Origin of the sequence: Halococcus salifodinae DSM 8989 (genome assembly GCF_000336935.1) — an archaeon.
GTDB lineage: Archaea > Halobacteriota > Halobacteria > Halobacteriales > Halococcaceae > Halococcus > Halococcus salifodinae.
In genome coordinates this window covers 42,626-57,620 of the sequence record NZ_AOME01000076.1, presented here as the reverse complement: position 1 = coordinate 57,620, position 14,995 = coordinate 42,626, and the positions used below count along the sequence as shown (strand labels likewise).

The following is a 14,995-nucleotide window of genomic DNA, read 5'->3' as shown; positions in this document are numbered from 1 at the left end:
AACAGGAGGTCAGGCCTCGACCGCGAGGTCCGCCCGGTCGAGCGCCTCGTCGGCCGGGAGGTCGTCGTGGACGACGCCCGAAACCGCGCTGGTGATCGCCTCAGGATCGTCGTGCTGGAAGATCGTCCGGCCCATCGAGACGCCGGCCGCGCCCGCGTCCATCGCGCCCCGGACAGCGTCGAGCGTCGCGTGATCGCCCTCGGGTTCGCCACCCGCGATCACGACCGGGAGTCGGGTGGATTCGACCACGTGCTCGAAGCTCTCTGCATCCCCCGAGTAGCCGGTCTTCACCACGTCGGCTCCGAGCTCCTCGCCCAGCCGGACCGCGTGACCGAGGCGTTCGGGATCGGTTGCGTCGACGCCGGGCCCGCGAGCGTACGTCATCGCCAGAACGGGGATCCCGAACTCACCGGCTCGTTTGGATAGCTCCGCGAGGTCCTCGATCTGAGTCGGCTCGGAGTCGCTGCCGACGTTGACGTGCATCGAGACCGCGTCCGCACCCGCTCGAATCGCCTCCTCGACGGTCGCAGTCATCCGCTTGTCGTTGGCGTCGGGCCCGACCGCGGTCGAGGCGTTGCAGTGGACCACGTAGCCCGCGTCGTTTCTGTTGGGATGGACCCGCGGTGCGATCCCCTTCTGTGTCAGGACCGCGTCCGCGCCGCCGCGTGTCACTGCGTCGATCGTCGCCTCGATCTCTTTCAGGCCGCCGACGGCCCCGATGGTGATGCCGTGATCCATCGGGACCGTGAGGTAGCGACCGTCTGTGCCGATGCGATCGAGTCGTGCCTGCGTGCCGGATGTCATACTGGTTTTCGGTCGCACGGCGGTTATGTTCGTTCCGGTCGCGGTGTGCGTTGCGCGCCTGCGACCGCCCCGTCTTTGAGTTCGCGGGCCTTCGCTTCGAGTCGCTCGGCCACGGTCGCAGCATCCTCGCCTGCCTCGTAACCCTCGGCCACGATGTCGACGAGCGCGCTCCCAACGATGACGCCGTCCGCGCCCGCCGCGACCACCTCGCCCGCCTGCTCGCCCGACGCAATCCCGAACCCGACCGCCTTCGGGACCTCCCACTCAGCGAGCCGATCGAGGCTCTGTCCCGTCTGTGCCGAGACGTCCGCCTTCGCGCCGGTGACGCCGAGGCGCGCCTGGACGTAGACGTACCCCGAGACCCGCGACATGATCCGATCGAGGCGCTCGCCCTGGGTCGTGGGCGCAACGATGAACACGAGGTCACAGTCGAACTCGTCGCAGGCCTCGCGAAGCGGATCGGCCTCCTCGGCCGGCAGGTCGGGCACGACGAACCCTTCGATCCCCGCTGCGGCAGCGCGCTCGACGAACGCTCGGGGTCGTTCGGCGTCATCATCGCCGTACCGGTAGATCAGATTGTAGTAGGTCATACAGACCAGCGGCACGTCCACATCGAGCTCCTCGACGAACGCGAAGAAGCGCTCGGGGGTCATCCCGGCGTCGAGCGAGCGGTTGACCGCCGCCTGGATCGTCGGGCCCTCCGCGACGGGCTCGGAGAAGGGGAGGCCGAGTTCGATCACGTCGGCCCCGCCGCGTGCGAGCGCTTCGACGTATTCGAGCGACGCGTCGTAGTCGGGATCACCCGCCGCGAGGTACGGCACGAACGCCGGTCCCTCGGCGAAAGCCGCCTCGATGGCGTTCATCGGAGTCCCTCCGTGAAGACGTCCATTTCGGGCGCTTCGTCGATCTCGCGCCGATCGGTCTCCTCGATCACCGTTTCGAGGTCCTTGTCGCCCCGTCCGGAGACGTTCACGACGACTGTATCACCGAGGTCGTCGTGGGCCTCGTGGAGATGGGCGAGCGCGTGGGCGCTTTCGAGCGCCGGAATGATTCCCTCCGTGCTGGAAAGTCGATGAAACGCCGCGAGCGCGGCGTCGTCGTCGACGTTGGTGGCCCGAACCCGACCGGAGTCGACGAGGTGCGCGAGTTCCGGACCGACCCCCGCGTAGTCGAGCCCTGCCGAGACCGAGTGGGATTCGAGGATCTGGCCGTCGTCGTCCTGGAGGAGCCGCGTGCGCGCGCCGTGGAGCACGCCCTCTTCTCCCGTGGAGAGCGACGCGGAGTTGGGCGCGACGCCGCGTTCCTCGTCGACCGCGAGCGACGAGCCGCCCGCCTCGACTGCGTGGAGATCGACCCCGTCATCCGAAACGAACTCCGCGAACGCCCCCATCGTGTTCGATCCTCCACCTGCGCACGCGAGCACGCTGTCGGGGAGTCTGCCGGCCTGACCGCGGACCTGTCGCCTGGCCTCCTCGGAGATCACGGCCTGAAAGTCCCTGACCATCGCGGGGAACGGATGTGGGCCGACGACGCTCCCGAGCACGTAGTGGGTGTTTTCGACAGTCGTGGCCCAGTCGCGCATCGTCTCGTTGATGGCTTCCTTCAGCGTCCCGCGGCCCGCCGTGACCGGGGTGACGTCCGCACCGTTCAGCCGCATCCGGAAGACGTTGGGGCGCTGGCGGTTGATGTCGGTCTCGCCCATGTAGACCTCGCAGGGCATATCGAGGTGGGCGGCGGCCATCGCGGTCGCGGTACCGTGCTGGCCCGCGCCGGTCTCGGCGACGATTCGCTCCTTGCCCATGTACTTCGCGAGCAGGACCTGGCCGAGCGCGTTGTTCAGTTTGTGTGCGCCGCCGTGGAGCAGGTCCTCACGTTTGAGGTACACCTCGGTGTCGTAGCGCTCGCTCAGCCGCTCGGCGTGCTGGAGCGGCGTCGGTCGGCCGCCGAAGTCGCGGAGGCGATCGCGGAACTCGTCCATGAACCCGTCCTCGTTGTCGAGGACGTACCGCTCGTAGGCGTCGGTCAGCTCCTCGATCGCGGGCATCAGCGCCTCAGGGACGTACTGACCACCGTACTCGCCGAACTTCCCGTCCGTGTTCCGGCCCTCCGTGCCGATACCCGCACCGCCACCCGCGTCGCTCACGCTTCCACCTCCGCCGTCGTGAGTCGGCGTGTGTTCGCCTCAGGGTCGCCGTCCATGATCGCACTTCCAACGAGGAGTCCGTCCGCACCTGCCCGACGCATTCGCCTGGCGTCTTCGGAACTCCCGATACCGCTTTCGGCGATCAGCGTGACATCCGCTGGAGCCTCAGCAGCGACTTGCTCGAACGTCGAGAGGTCCACGTCGAGCCGCGCGAGGTCACGGTTGTTTACACCCACGAGCTCCGCACCCGCCGCGAGCGCGCGATCGAGCTCCGCCGCGGTGTGGACCTCGACCAGCGGCTGGAACCCGCGCTCGCGCGCCGCTTCGATCATCCCATCGAGATCGTCGAGAAAGCGCACGATCAGGAGCACGGCGTCGGCTTCGACGGTGTCCAGCTGGGCCTCCTCCAGCACGAAGTCCTTTCGGAGCACCGGAACGTCGACGGCCGCCCGTACATCGCGAAGGGCGTCGGGCGACCCGCCGAAGTGGGCGGGTTCGGTCAGTACCGAGAGCGCCGCCGCGCCGCCCTCGACCATCGCTTCGGCGAGTGCGACCGGGTCGGCGTCGCGCCGGCCGTCGGTCGTCGGGCTCGTGGGTTTGATCTCCGCGATCACCGGCACACGCCCGTCGGCATCGGCCGTCGAAAGCGCTGCGGGCAGCGAGCGCGCGTCGACGGACACTCGTTCGTCCCCACCCTCGCGCTCACGGGCGGCGGCGAGGATCGACTCGATCGCGGGGGCGTACCCCTCGCTCGCGTTCATAGTTGTACATCGAAGGACTGTTCTGTACATAAGACTTGCGTCGCGGGGGCGCACGGTAGCCGAATGTTGAAGGACGACACCGCTCAATCACCGTCATGACTGAGGAAGCCGGTATTTACGCCCGCGAGTCGTCGTATCTCGGTCGGTGTGTCCAGGTGGGGATCGCGAGCGGGCGCGTGGTTTCGGTCTCGTTTCCCGGCAGCCTCGCGAGCGAGGCAGAGTCCGATCACGACCTCCTCGATCGGATCTTCGACTATCTGGAAGGTGTCGAGGACGACTTCGAGGACGTCGAAGTAGCGCTGACCGTTCCCACCGACCAGCGGGCGGTGCTCGAAGCCGTCCGGGAGATCCCTTACGGGAGCCAGGTCACTGTCGAGCGCCTCACCCGCCGCATTGCCGATTTCGACGCCGACGAGGAGGACGACCGTGACCGCGTGCGGGCGGCACTCGACGGGAACCCCGTGCCGCTCGTGATCCCCGACCACCGCGTTCGCGACGCCCCGAGCGCCGCTCCGCCGAAAGTCGAACAGCGGTTGCGGTCGCTGGAAGGGTTGTAGAGAATCCGGGCTTACGACCACTCGACGGCGAGACTCTCGTGGACGACGAACTCCAGGGCGTTGACGAGGTAATGGGCGATCACGACGGCGAGGAAGCTGCCGGTCAGCACGAACACGCTCGCGAGCACGAACCCCAGCCCCCCGGTCGCGACCATTCCGATCGTGCCCTGCGCGCCGTGGCCGAGCGCGAACGCGATCGACGAAAGCACGGCAAGCAGCCACGGCGAGAGCCCGAACCCGGCCGCAAGCGCACCGATCAGCGCCGCCCGGAAGAGGAGTTCCTCGAAGATCGCGATGGTCGGCAGCACCACCCCGAGTAACACCGCCCACCCTGTCCGCGAGTCGGGGGCGAGCGACTCGCGGAGCGCGTCGGGCGTCTCGATCCCGGCCGCGTTCGCGCCGAGCGTGCCGAGTTCGTTGACGAGATAGAGCCCGACACCCACGACGATCCCGACCCCGAGCGCCGGTAGTCCGGTGCTGAGTGGGGCCCCATCCAACCCGAGTGCGGCGAGCGGGATCTCGGCGTACCACGCGCCACCGATCAAGACGACCGCGAACAGCCCCTGCGAGAGCGCAACGTTCGCGAGCAGCGCGCCGGTCGAAAACGACGGTGACCGACGAGTGCCGTCCGGCCCCGCCGATGGCTGTTCGATCGAGTCCCTGGCGTCGTAATCCAACGGACTGTCGGGTGAAACGTCCTCGTCACGACGAGTGGGAACGGGCTCGACGCTCGACGGCGTGTTGCCGACTGTCGAGGTTGTGTCGTCAATCGCCGAGGCGTCGTCGACCGTCGAAGAGCCGTCGTCGATAGTCGACTGTGAAGCGCGCGCGAGCGCGAGCAAAACGAAGAGAACGAGGGCGGTCAGGCCGGCGAAGACCGCCCACCGAGCCACGTTACTGCGGGCTCGGGCTGCCGGTGCTCTGTCCGACCTGTCCCTGCCGATCGAGCGCCTGGCCCGTGATCGACTTCAAGCGATCCACGAGACCGTCGGCCTCGCCCTCGCCGGCGAGGGCGACTTCGAGCACTTCGCTGATGTGATTGACCGGGACGATCTCGATCTGGTCCTTGTACTCGTCCTCGATCATCACGTCCTGTTCGTTCGCCGCCGGGATGATGACCGTGTCGTAGCCGGTCTTCGCCGCCGCCTCGATCTTGTGGGTCACCCCGCCGACCGGGAGGACGTCACCCCGGACCGAGAGCGATCCGGTCATCGCGATGTTCTGTTTGACCGGGGCGTTTTCGAGCGCGCTGATGACGGCCGTGGCCACCGTGATGGAGGCCGAGTCGCCGTCGACGCCCTGCTGGCCGGTTTGGACGAACTGGATGTGGATGTCCTTCTCGGAGATGTTCTCGTCCGAGAACTTCTTGATGATCGCCGAGACGTTTTGTACTGCTTCCTCGGCGATCTCCTGGAGCTTCCCGGTGGCGATCACGCCGCCGGGGCCCTGCGATGGCGTCACCTCGGCCATCACCGGCAGCACGATCCCGGAGTCGTCGCCCATCACCGCGAGGCCGTTGACACGGCCCACGACGTCGCCCTCCGAGACCGAGAGCTCGTAGTCCTTCCGGCGCTCGATGTAGTTGTCCGCGAGCTGCTGTTCGATCGAGCGCGACCGGCGTTTCGCCTGAAGCACGTCCTCGCGCTCGGTGAACTCCTTGTCCTCGGCACGAGCGATGTCGCCCGCCACTCTGACGAGCCCACCGAGGTCACGCATCTTGAGCGTGAGGTGACCCTTCCGGCCCGCACGGCGCTGGGCTTCGAGGATCATCTCTTCCATCGCCTCGCGGGTGAAGTGGGGCAGCCGACCGTCCTTGTCGACCTCCTGGGCCACGAACCGAGCGTACTTCCGGCGCATCTCGGGCTCGTCCTCGATGGTGTCGTCCATGTACACCTCGTAGCCGTACCCCTTGATCCGCGAGCGCAGCGCCGGGTGCATGTTCTCCATCGCGTCGAGGTTCCCAGCCGCGATCATGATGAAGTCCGTCGGGACGGGCTCGGTCTGGACCATCGCGCCCGAGGAGCGCTCGGACTGGCCAGTAATGGAGAACTCGCCCTCCTGGATCGCGGTCATCAGCTTCTGCTGGGATCGGATGTCGAGCGTGTTCATCTCGTCGACGAACAGCACGCCCTTGTTGGCCTCGTGGATCGCGCCCGACTCGACGCGGTCGTGGCTCGGCGTCTCCATCCCGCCCGACTGGAAGGGGTCGTGGCGGACGTCGCCGAGCAGTGCACCGGCGTGCGCGCCGGTCGCGTCCTTGAACGGCGCGGTCTGGGTGTCCGAAGAGTCGATCAGGAGGTTCGGGATCATCGCGTCGGTACTTCGGGAGCTGTACTTGAACGCGAGGTAGATCAGGACGGCGAGCACGCCACCCAGCAGGATCTGGCCCGCGATCAGGAAGGAGTAGCCCAGCACGATGGCGATGATGATCCACATCAGGAACTGGCGCATCTGGTTGCGCTTTTGGGCCTCCTCCTTGTGGGCCTCGATGATCTGTTGGCCCTTCCCCCCTGGAACGGTCCGCACCTTCGGCTCGTTCCCATCGTCGGGGTTGTGATAGACCAGTACGTCCTGGAGGTCTTCCTTCGGGAGGAGCTGGCTCATCGCCTTCGCCAGCATCGACTTGCCTGTGCCCGGCGTGCCGATCATCATGACGTGGCGGCGCTGTTTGGCGGCCTTCATCACCACGTCGCGGGCGTGGTCCTGCCCGATGACCTGATCGACGAGCCGGTCGGGGATCTCGATGTCCGCCGTGGTCTCGATCTTGAGCCCGCCGAGCAGCCCGTCCTCGGCGTCCTCGTCGATCTCGGCCTCGATCTCGACGTCGCTACCGAGCTCCTCCCCCAGAGGAACCCTCTCGTCGTCTCCCGCATCCGAGTTCGGTCCCGGGTCCGGATCCGGGTCGTGCTCGGTCGGGAACGCGTCGTCGGTGTCCGTGTCGTTACTCATGAGACTGTCTCTAACACCTCAAAGGAGGGCACGTTTACTGATATACTTTCTCCCCTCGGACGTCCCGGCCGCACTTCCGGAATACGCTGTCGAGAAGCCGTCTCGGCCGGGTGCCGATCGCGGAAAACCCCACGATTCACTTATAAACAAATCGGTCGATCGGGCGCTGTTTCACCGATCGGAACTCCTTCGAGACAGCCCGGAACGAATCGACGAGCAGCGACCCGAAAGCGGGAGTTTATGCACGATGGCGTTCTGGCCGATCACATGCGCCGTGGCTTCTACATCGGCCGGTTCCAGCCCTACCACGACGGCCACCACCGGATGGTCGAGCGGATCGCGGGCGAGGTCGACGAGCTCGTGCTCGGGATCGGCAGCGCCGACGATTCCCACACCCGCCACGACCCCTTCACCGCCGGCGAGCGCATCATGATGCTCACCAAGGCGCTCGACGATGCCGACCTCGTGATCTATCCCGTGCCGATCGAGGATCTCGACCGGAACGCGGTCTGGGTCTCCCACGTTCGGAGCATGTCGCCGACCTTCGAGATCGCGTACTCGAACAACCCCCTCGTGGTGCAGCTGTTCACCGAGGCCGGCGTCGAGGTGCGCCAGTCGCCGATGTTCGAACGCGAGAAACTCGAAGGCACGGAGATCAGAGAGCGGATGATCGCCGACGACGGCTGGGAGGCGCTCGTCCCCGACGCCGTCGTGGACGTCGTGCGGGAGATCGGCGGGATCGAACGCATCCAGCGCGTGAGCGACACCGACGGTGCGGACTCCTATCGCGCCGACGCCACGGCCGACCCCGAGTGATCGACACCGAACGAGCCATCCCACATGATCACGCTCACCTCCGACTTCGGTTCGCCGTACCCCGCCGCGATGAAGGGCGTTCTCTGTGCGCACACCGACGCCAGGCTCGTCGACATCGCCCACGACTTCCCCCGCCAGGACGTCCGGACGACCGCGTTCTGGCTCCGCGAGGTTTTCCCCTATTTTCCGCCCGCGACTCACCTCGTGGTGGTCGATCCCGGCGTCGGGACCGATCGGGCGGCGCTCGCGATCCGGGCGGGCGAGCACGTCCTCGTCGGGCCGGACAACGGCGTGCTAGCTCCCGTTGCCAGGCGACTCGCCGGCGACGCAGTGGGAGCGCCGGACGACGACGCCCAAGCGAGCGCGGGTATCGAACCGTTCGAGATCGTCGTCGACGAGCCCGAGAGCGCGACCTTCCACGGCCGAGACGTGTTCGCGCCCGCGGCCGCGTTGGCCCACGAGGCGGGCGCGGATCGCCTCGCCGAGTGTGAGGAGTTCGTCTCCGCCGACGGCTACGAGGACCTCCGGTTTCCGGAGCCAGAGGTTCGGGACGGCGACGCCACGGGCGAGGTACTCGTCGTCGACGGGTTCGGCAACGCCGTCACGAACGTCCCCGGTGAGATGCTGGATGGACGGTTCGGCGAACGGATCGCGGTCGACGGCGAGCACGTTCCGGTCGCACAGTCGTACGCACACGTCGCGGCCGGCGAGCGACTCGTCACAGTAGGGAGCCACGGCAACGTCGAACTCGCCGCGAATCGGGGCCGGGGCGACGAGACGTTCGGCGTCGGGGTCGGTAACCCGATCGAGCTGGCGTTCGAGTGATGATCGGTGCGTTCGGAGCGATGAACGCGATCGGGCTGGTGGCGTTCGCGGTCGTGGGCGCGCTCAAGGGTGCGGACGCCGATCTCGACCTGTTCGGCGTCGGCGTTCTCGGGATGGCGACCGCGCTCGGCGGCGGCATCCTCCGGGACGTGCTCGCCGGCCGTGTTCCCGTCGTGCTCCGGACGACTTCGGACGTGAGCGTCGCACTCGTCGGCGTCGGGATCGGTGTCGTGCTCGCGCGGGCGATGGGCGGCCGGCTCCGGAACCACACGGCGGTTCAGCTCCCTGACGCCGTGGGATTGGCGGCCTTTGCGGCCACTGGCGCGCTCGTCGGGACCGACGCCGGACTCTCGCCGTTCGGGGTGGTGGTGCTCGCGACGCTCACCGGCGTCGGTGGCGGAAGTATCGCGGACGTCCTCCTGGGGCGGGTTCCCGCGGTGCTTCACGAGGACTTCTACGCGACGCCTGCGGTGCTCGGCGGCGGGGCGTTCTGGCTGGCGACGGGGATCGGCGTCGCCGCCGGCCAGGCAACCCTCGGCTGTGCGGCGTTCGTCTTCGCTCTCAGACTCCTTGCGCTCCGGTACGACTGGCATCTGCCAACGATCTGAGTCCGTCGAACGATTACGGACGAACAGCCACACCGCGGCCTGCTCGGAGAGGTGAATCGGTTGCGAAAAATCAGTGATCGTGAAGCCGCTCGGCCGCCTCAGTTGTCGGCGGAGATGACGTCGTCGATCCGGGCGATCATCGTCGCGGCCTCGGTGGCGCTCTCGATCGCCTCGTGTTTGACCGCTGCCGGATCGAACACGCCAGCGTCGACGGGATCGTCGGCACGGCCGCTCTGACCCTCGCTGATGAGGCCAGCGCGACCCTCGCTGTCGTGGCGCGAGCGGAGGTCCACGAGCGCGTCGATCGGGTCCATCCCGGTGTTCTCCGCGAGCGTGCGCGGCAGGACGTCGATCGCGTCGGCGAACGCCTCGACGGCGAGCTGACGACGGCCCTCGATGCTCGCGGTCTGGTCGCGGACGTGGGCTGCGATGGCGACTTCGCTCGCACCACCGCCAGGCACGACACCACCCGAATCGAGCGCGGCGGTCGCGACGTCGAGCGCGTCGTGGAGTGCGCGTTCGAGCTCGTCGGTGACGTGGTCGGTGCCGCCGCGGGCGAACACCGTGACCGCCTCCGTGGCCGCGCCGCCCTCGACGAACGCGAGCTCGTCCCCGCCGAAGGACTCGACGCGGACGTGCTCGGCCTCACCGAGATCGGCTTCTTCGAGGTCCTCGATCGCGCCGACGCGGCTCGCGCCCGTGGCCTGGACGATCGAACGTGCCTCGTCGTCGTCGACGCCCTCGAACGCGAGGATACCCTCCTCGGCGAGGTACGCTGCCGCGCGGTCCTCGATGTCCTCGGTGACGAACGCGACGTCGACATCGAGGTCGGCGAGTGCGTCGGCGTACTGCTCGAACTGGCTCTCCTCGGCGTCGATCGCGGCGTTCAGCTGATCGACGCTGGAGACGTCGTACTCGGCGTCGACGTTCGCCTCTCGGATGTCGAACTCGACGTCGAGGACGGCGATCGAGGCGTTCTCGACGCTTTTCGGCATGTCCTCGCGAACCGGCTCCTCCTCGCTGATGACGCCCTCGACGAGCTCGGTGGCGCTCGAACTCGCGCCGGTCTGCGTTCGAACGGTGATCTCGTCACGCGCGACGCTGTCGCCCTCGACCTGTCGGACGGCCTCGACGACCGTTTCGGCGAGCGCGTCCGCACCCACGTCGCCGGTGCCCTTGCCGGTCATCGAGGTGCGGGCGACCCCGCGGAGTCGGTCGTCGTCGAGGTCGCCGCCGGCGAGCACCTGCTCGTCGACGGCCTCGTGGGCCAGCTGGGCCGCCTCGTGGTACCCCTCGACGATCGTCGTCGGATGAACGTCGTCGTCGAGCAGGGTTTCGGCCTTGGCGAGAAGCTGACCAGCCAGAACGGCGGCGGTCGTCGTGCCGTCGCCGACCTCTTCTTCCTGTGTTTCGGCGACTTCGACGATCATCTGGGCTGCGGGATGCTCGATGTCCATCTCGCCGAGGATGGTCGCGCCGTCGTTCGTGATGACGACGTCGCCCGCATCGGAGACGAGCATCTTGTCCATGCCGCGGGGACCGAGCGTCGTACGTACGGCCTCCGAGACCGCCTTGCCGGCGGCGATGTTCGAGCCCTGTGCGTCCTGACCGCGTGTCCGCTCCGAGTCCTCGCTCAAGATGAACATCGGCTGTCCACCCATGCGCTGTTGCTGTGCCATGATGGATTCCTCACCAACGGGTCGTTTGCGGTTCTATATAAACCTTCTTACTGCGTGGCGAGAAAACGCCGGACGTGAGCAGGGTGGTATGTCACGTCGTACCTAATGGAAACGCGTTCATATGGCCATCCGCAGGACGGGAACGGATCGAGTCGAGTGCGAGTTTAGCGTCGATCGTAGACCGCGACCGCACGATCCGACCGCGAGGAGATCCCGTTCGGGTTTCGTCGGTCCCGATCGCGCCATCGCGCGAGGAGGCCCGCCCCTTCACCGCGGCCCGAGCCCGTGAGCACGTCCCGGCCGTTGCCGAACCACGCCGTCGGCGTCCCGTCGCCCCTGGCGACCCCGACGAATCCTGAGAACGCGTCGCGCACGGCGTGGTTCGCGAGCCGGCGGGCAGTCGTTGGCCGAACGCCATAGTTTTTGACGAGCCGGTAGGCGAGCGCCCGATACTTCCAGTACCAGTCGCGCTCGGTCCGGCCGCCGTCGGAGATCACCGGACTGCCGGCGGCCCCCGGCCTCGTGGGACCGACGGCGGCCGCGTCCCGCACACACATATCGTCCTGCCAGTCCACCGCATACCCGTTTGCGGCGAGTCGGTGGGCGAGATCGCGCGCCCCGCCGGTTTGGAGGTACTCGTCGAACCCGTCGAGTGCGTCGAGCGCCGCGCGCGAGAACGCGACGTTCCGACCGTCGACGTACGTTACCTCACGTCCGGCGATCGCTCTCGATTCCGGGCCATCGCTCCGTTCGCCGTCGACTCCGGTGGGACCGGTGACCGCTCCAACCCGTTCGCGGCCGCCAGGCATGGGATACCCTTCGGCAAAAACGTGTGCGCCCGCGCGTGCCGCCCCGGGATCGAGCCCCGCCGTGACGGCGTCGTACCAGCCCGGTTCCACAGTCCGATCGTGGCCGACGAGCGCGATCCACTCGCCGGAAGCGTGCTCGATGCCTGCGTTCCGGGCGACGTTGAGGTTGCGGTCCGCGATTTCGACGAGTACGTCGACGTCGTCGCGCTCTCTGACCATCCCGGTGGTGCCGTCGGCCGAGGGGCCGTTCACGACGACGACCTCGCTCTCGGGGGCCGCCGTGGCGAGCGCGTCGAGACACGCCACGAGCTGGGTCCGGCCGTTGAGTGTCGGCACGACCACCGAGAGCTGCATGAACAACCGATAGACGATCTCTGTATAAAAATGCCCGTGTTCAGCGTCACGCTCGCGCCGCTCGAATCGATCGCGACACCGGAGGGATAGCCAGCCGTCACTCCGCCGTCGACAGCGTCCACTCTCCGGTCGCTCGGACGTTCAGATAGGCGAGACCGGAGAGCGTGCTGGTGCTCTCACCCTCGAACGAGCCGAGCTCGTTGAAGATCGACGTCGTGATTGGCCGATCGTCGGCCGCGATCGGGGAGACGACGAAGGGGCCATCGCCGTCGTGCGATCCCACGAACGTCGTCGGGCCGTCGAACGCGTACGGCCCGGCGTAGTCGAGACCCTCCCCGTCCACATCGATCGGTAGCGGTTCGGAGTCGGAGTCGGTGGGCTGGTTCAGCGTGAGTTCCCAGTCGTCTGCGGCAGTGACATCGAGCGTATAGGGCCCGGCCGCGTCCACACCTGTCACCTGGCTCCCCTCTACTTCCCCGATCGTGTTCACGAGCGTGACGCTCCCGGCGAGGTCGCTTTCGGTCGGGACCAGCCTCACGATGAAGTTCGATTCGCCCTCGTGGCTGAACGCGGCCGTGACGGGACCCGCCGTCAGTCCGAACAGTTCATTTTGCGGACCTTCACCACTCGTGACCGTCACCGGATCGTCGCTCCCGTGCAACGGAACGATGTCCCGACCGCCGACGCTTCCGTTGCCACCGGCAATCGCGGTGTTTGCGGTGGTTCCGCCGTCAGAGTGGTTCACAGCGTTCGTCCCGACGGTCGCTCCAGTCGTGGTTCCGGCTCCCGACACGTCCGTTCCACTCACTGTGCCCGTTTCCGCAGCCGTTTCGGTCGGTTCGAGCGTTTCGACGATGTCGGTCGGGGTTCCGTCGTTCTCGGCGGAGGCCCCATCGCCGGCGAGATTCGAACAGCCAGAGAAGCCGAGCATTCCGACAGACACCGCCGCGAGATACGTTCGCCGACGCATACTCGTTTGGCCCGAGGCTGGTCGTAAAGATGTGTCGCCCTTATCGCGTGGTTGGACGGCGAACGATACGACTCACGAGCGCCGGGATACTAACGCTTCAGTCGTGCGTCCCAGTACGACACCGACGCCACGTGGTCGCCGATCGGCGACTCCATGACGGCCGTATCGACCTCACGAAGACGACCCGCCAGCCGATCGGGGAGCTTGCGATACAGGCCGTACGGGAGGACGAAGTCGTGTTCCTCGTCGGCGAGCCGGAGGCCAGCGCCGTCGAGCAGCTGTTCGACCTCCATTCGAGCATAGAGCCGCGATCCCATCGGGAGGAGCCAGTTGTAGATGCTCCGGGTGCTGAAACGTCGGAAGGTGTCGAAGACCACCTGATCGCGTGCGACCCGCTGCATCTCCGCGAGGAAGGAGGCCGGAGTGTCGGCGAGGTGGAAAAACCGCATCGCGATAACAGTTTGAAAGTGATCGTCGGGGAAAGGGAGCCGAGCGGCGTCACCGCGCATGAACTCGAGGTGGTCGGCGACGCCCGCCGCGCGGGCCTTCTTTCGGCCCTCCTGCAACATTGCGGGGGAGATGTCGAGACCCACGATGTCCGCGCCGCGCTCGGCGAGCATCGTGGTGAATCGCCCCGTTCCGCAGGCGATCTCGAGCATTCGCTTGCCCTCGACCGGACCGACCGCCGAGAGCACGGCTCGCTTCTCGCGCTCGTCGATCAGCCGGCCGCCGTCGGAGAACCGCTTCGACTCGTAGGTCTCGGCGATCTCGTCGGCCTGGTACCACTCCTGTCCCTTCACGCTGTCCGATGTTCGCCCGCCCGGGGATAAAACCGTACTGGATGCGCTCGACGGGCTGCCTCCCACCTCGGTTCGCCGGCGGGCCCTCAGTCGGCCCCGCCGGCGGCGACGTCGTCGGGCCGGATCCGGATCTGGACGCGCGCACCCTCCTCGTCTTCGAGGCCAGGATACTCCTCGACGTCCATGTATCGGCGTGCGAGCTGGTGGATGTGCTCGACCGCTCCGTCCTCGGTGAGCTCGTCGACCTCGCCACGCACTGAGACGAACCGGTAGGGGTCGTCGGGATCGACCATCGAGAGCGCGACCTTCGGATTCCGGACGACGTTCTGCTCTTTCTGTCGGCCCCGCGCCGTATTGACCAGCACGCGGCCGGCGTCAGGGTCGTAATCCACCCAGACCGGTGTCGCCTGGGGCGTGCCGTCGGGCATCATCGTGGTGAAATGGGCGAACGTCTCGCGCTCGAACAGATCGTGGAACGACTCCGGGATCGACGCCATGCGCTGGCTTCGGTCGACCCGGTCAAAGCGGTTGTGCCGAAAAAATATAATGGCATATGTAGAAACTCATGTGGCCGTATTATACATGCGCATATATGGGGAAGTTTTACCAGTTCCCTCACTGGAGGGGCAGGTATGAGTGCCACGACGGACCACGCACAAACCGACGGCGCGCTGTCGAAGACCGAGTACCGCGATCGCTTGCGCGAACTCCCCCCGAGCGCGAAGCTCGTCGCCAAGGTCCTCGAATCCGATTCGCCGCTCTCGCAGGGCCAGCTCGCCGACGAGTCGCTGCTCCCCGACAGAACCGTTCGCTACGCGCTCAACAGGCTCGAAGACGTCGAGCTCGTCGGCTCACGGTACAGCTTCCACGACGCGCGCAAGCAGGTCTACTTCCTCAACACGTAGCGCTGCCGAGCGGTT

Annotated in this window: 16 protein-coding genes; 5 read left to right on the top strand and 11 right to left on the bottom strand. The window is 67.1% G+C overall.

Features of this window, described 5'->3' with window-relative positions; translation table 11 throughout:
* Window positions 1–9 precede the first annotated feature (9 nt).
* The 4 genes from C450_RS15765 to trpC all read right to left on the bottom strand — a co-directional run bounded on the left by C450_RS15765 (window position 10) and on the right by trpC (window position 3,708).
* Window positions 10–804, bottom strand: coding sequence for a 2-amino-3,7-dideoxy-D-threo-hept-6-ulosonate synthase (locus C450_RS15765; protein ID WP_005045130.1), 795 nt, complete (start codon window positions 802–804; stop codon window positions 10–12).
* Between the two features lie 23 nt (window positions 805–827).
* A complete protein-coding gene (gene trpA, locus C450_RS15760; RefSeq protein WP_005045128.1) occupies window positions 828–1,667 on the bottom strand; it encodes a tryptophan synthase subunit alpha in 840 nt (279 codons plus the stop codon).
* On the bottom strand, window positions 1,664–2,848 hold the full coding sequence (gene trpB, locus C450_RS15755) for a tryptophan synthase subunit beta (RefSeq protein WP_241430415.1): 1,185 nt from the start codon (window positions 2,846–2,848) through the stop codon (window positions 1,664–1,666). Before trpB ends, trpA begins: the two co-directional genes overlap by 4 nt.
* A 95-nt stretch (window positions 2,849–2,943) precedes the next feature.
* On the bottom strand, window positions 2,944–3,708 hold the full coding sequence (trpC, locus tag C450_RS15750; RefSeq protein ID WP_005045124.1) for an indole-3-glycerol phosphate synthase: 765 nt from the start codon (window positions 3,706–3,708) through the stop codon (window positions 2,944–2,946).
* Between the two features lie 95 nt (window positions 3,709–3,803).
* On the opposite strand from trpC, the gene C450_RS15745 reads away from it, so the two are divergent.
* Window positions 3,804–4,265, top strand: coding sequence for an MGMT family protein (locus tag C450_RS15745; RefSeq protein ID WP_005045122.1), 462 nt, complete (start codon window positions 3,804–3,806; stop codon window positions 4,263–4,265).
* Window positions 4,266–4,276: 11 nt separating this feature from the next.
* On the opposite strand, the gene C450_RS15740 is transcribed toward C450_RS15745, so the two are convergent.
* Both C450_RS15740 and lonB read right to left on the bottom strand, forming a co-directional pair.
* Window positions 4,277–5,158: a CPBP family intramembrane glutamic endopeptidase gene (locus C450_RS15740; protein ID WP_005045118.1), complete on the bottom strand. Its 882-nt coding sequence runs from the start codon at window positions 5,156–5,158 to the stop codon at window positions 4,277–4,279.
* Window position 5,159: 1 nt separating this feature from the next.
* Entirely contained in the window at window positions 5,160–7,214 is a 2,055-nt protein-coding gene (gene lonB, locus C450_RS15735; RefSeq protein WP_005045116.1) for an ATP-dependent protease LonB, read from the bottom strand.
* A 240-nt stretch (window positions 7,215–7,454) separates the two neighbouring features.
* On the opposite strand from lonB, the gene C450_RS15730 reads away from it, so the two are divergent.
* The 3 genes from C450_RS15730 to C450_RS15720 are packed head-to-tail and all read left to right on the top strand — an operon-like array spanning window position 7,455 to window position 9,463.
* The gene (locus tag C450_RS15730; RefSeq protein ID WP_005045112.1) at window positions 7,455–8,030 is read left to right on the top strand and encodes a nicotinamide-nucleotide adenylyltransferase; all 576 of its coding nucleotides are present in this window, start codon (window positions 7,455–7,457) and stop codon (window positions 8,028–8,030) included.
* A gap of 24 nt (window positions 8,031–8,054) precedes the next feature.
* Window positions 8,055–8,855, top strand: a complete 801-nt coding sequence (locus tag C450_RS15725) for an SAM hydrolase/SAM-dependent halogenase family protein (protein WP_005045108.1) — start codon at window positions 8,055–8,057, stop codon at window positions 8,853–8,855.
* Window positions 8,855–9,463, top strand: coding sequence for a trimeric intracellular cation channel family protein (locus tag C450_RS15720; RefSeq protein WP_005045106.1), 609 nt, complete (start codon window positions 8,855–8,857; stop codon window positions 9,461–9,463). Before C450_RS15725 ends, C450_RS15720 begins: the two co-directional genes overlap by 1 nt.
* Before the next feature lie 98 nt (window positions 9,464–9,561).
* On the opposite strand, the gene thsA is transcribed toward C450_RS15720, so the two are convergent.
* The 5 genes from thsA to C450_RS15695 all read right to left on the bottom strand — a co-directional run bounded on the left by thsA (window position 9,562) and on the right by C450_RS15695 (window position 14,572).
* On the bottom strand, window positions 9,562–11,142 hold the full coding sequence (thsA, locus tag C450_RS15715; RefSeq protein ID WP_049910323.1) for a thermosome subunit alpha: 1,581 nt from the start codon (window positions 11,140–11,142) through the stop codon (window positions 9,562–9,564).
* Window positions 11,143–11,306: 164 nt separating this feature from the next.
* On the bottom strand, window positions 11,307–12,305 hold the full coding sequence (locus C450_RS15710; protein WP_005045103.1) for a glycosyltransferase: 999 nt from the start codon (window positions 12,303–12,305) through the stop codon (window positions 11,307–11,309).
* Between the two features lie 97 nt (window positions 12,306–12,402).
* A complete protein-coding gene (locus C450_RS15705) occupies window positions 12,403–13,275 on the bottom strand; it encodes a hypothetical protein (protein ID WP_005045102.1) in 873 nt (290 codons plus the stop codon).
* Between the two features lie 89 nt (window positions 13,276–13,364).
* Window positions 13,365–14,075 carry a class I SAM-dependent methyltransferase gene (locus C450_RS15700; protein ID WP_005045100.1) on the bottom strand — a complete coding sequence of 237 codons (711 nt, stop codon included), beginning with the start codon at window positions 14,073–14,075 and terminating at the stop codon, window positions 13,365–13,367.
* 86 nt (window positions 14,076–14,161) lie between these two features.
* Entirely contained in the window at window positions 14,162–14,572 is a 411-nt protein-coding gene (locus C450_RS15695) for a pyridoxamine 5'-phosphate oxidase family protein (RefSeq protein WP_005045097.1), read from the bottom strand.
* 135 nt (window positions 14,573–14,707) lie between these two features.
* Here C450_RS15695 and C450_RS15690 point away from each other — a divergent pair, with 135 nt between their 5' ends.
* A complete protein-coding gene (locus C450_RS15690; protein ID WP_005045096.1) occupies window positions 14,708–14,980 on the top strand; it encodes a MarR family transcriptional regulator in 273 nt (90 codons plus the stop codon).
* Window positions 14,981–14,995 lie beyond the last annotated feature (15 nt).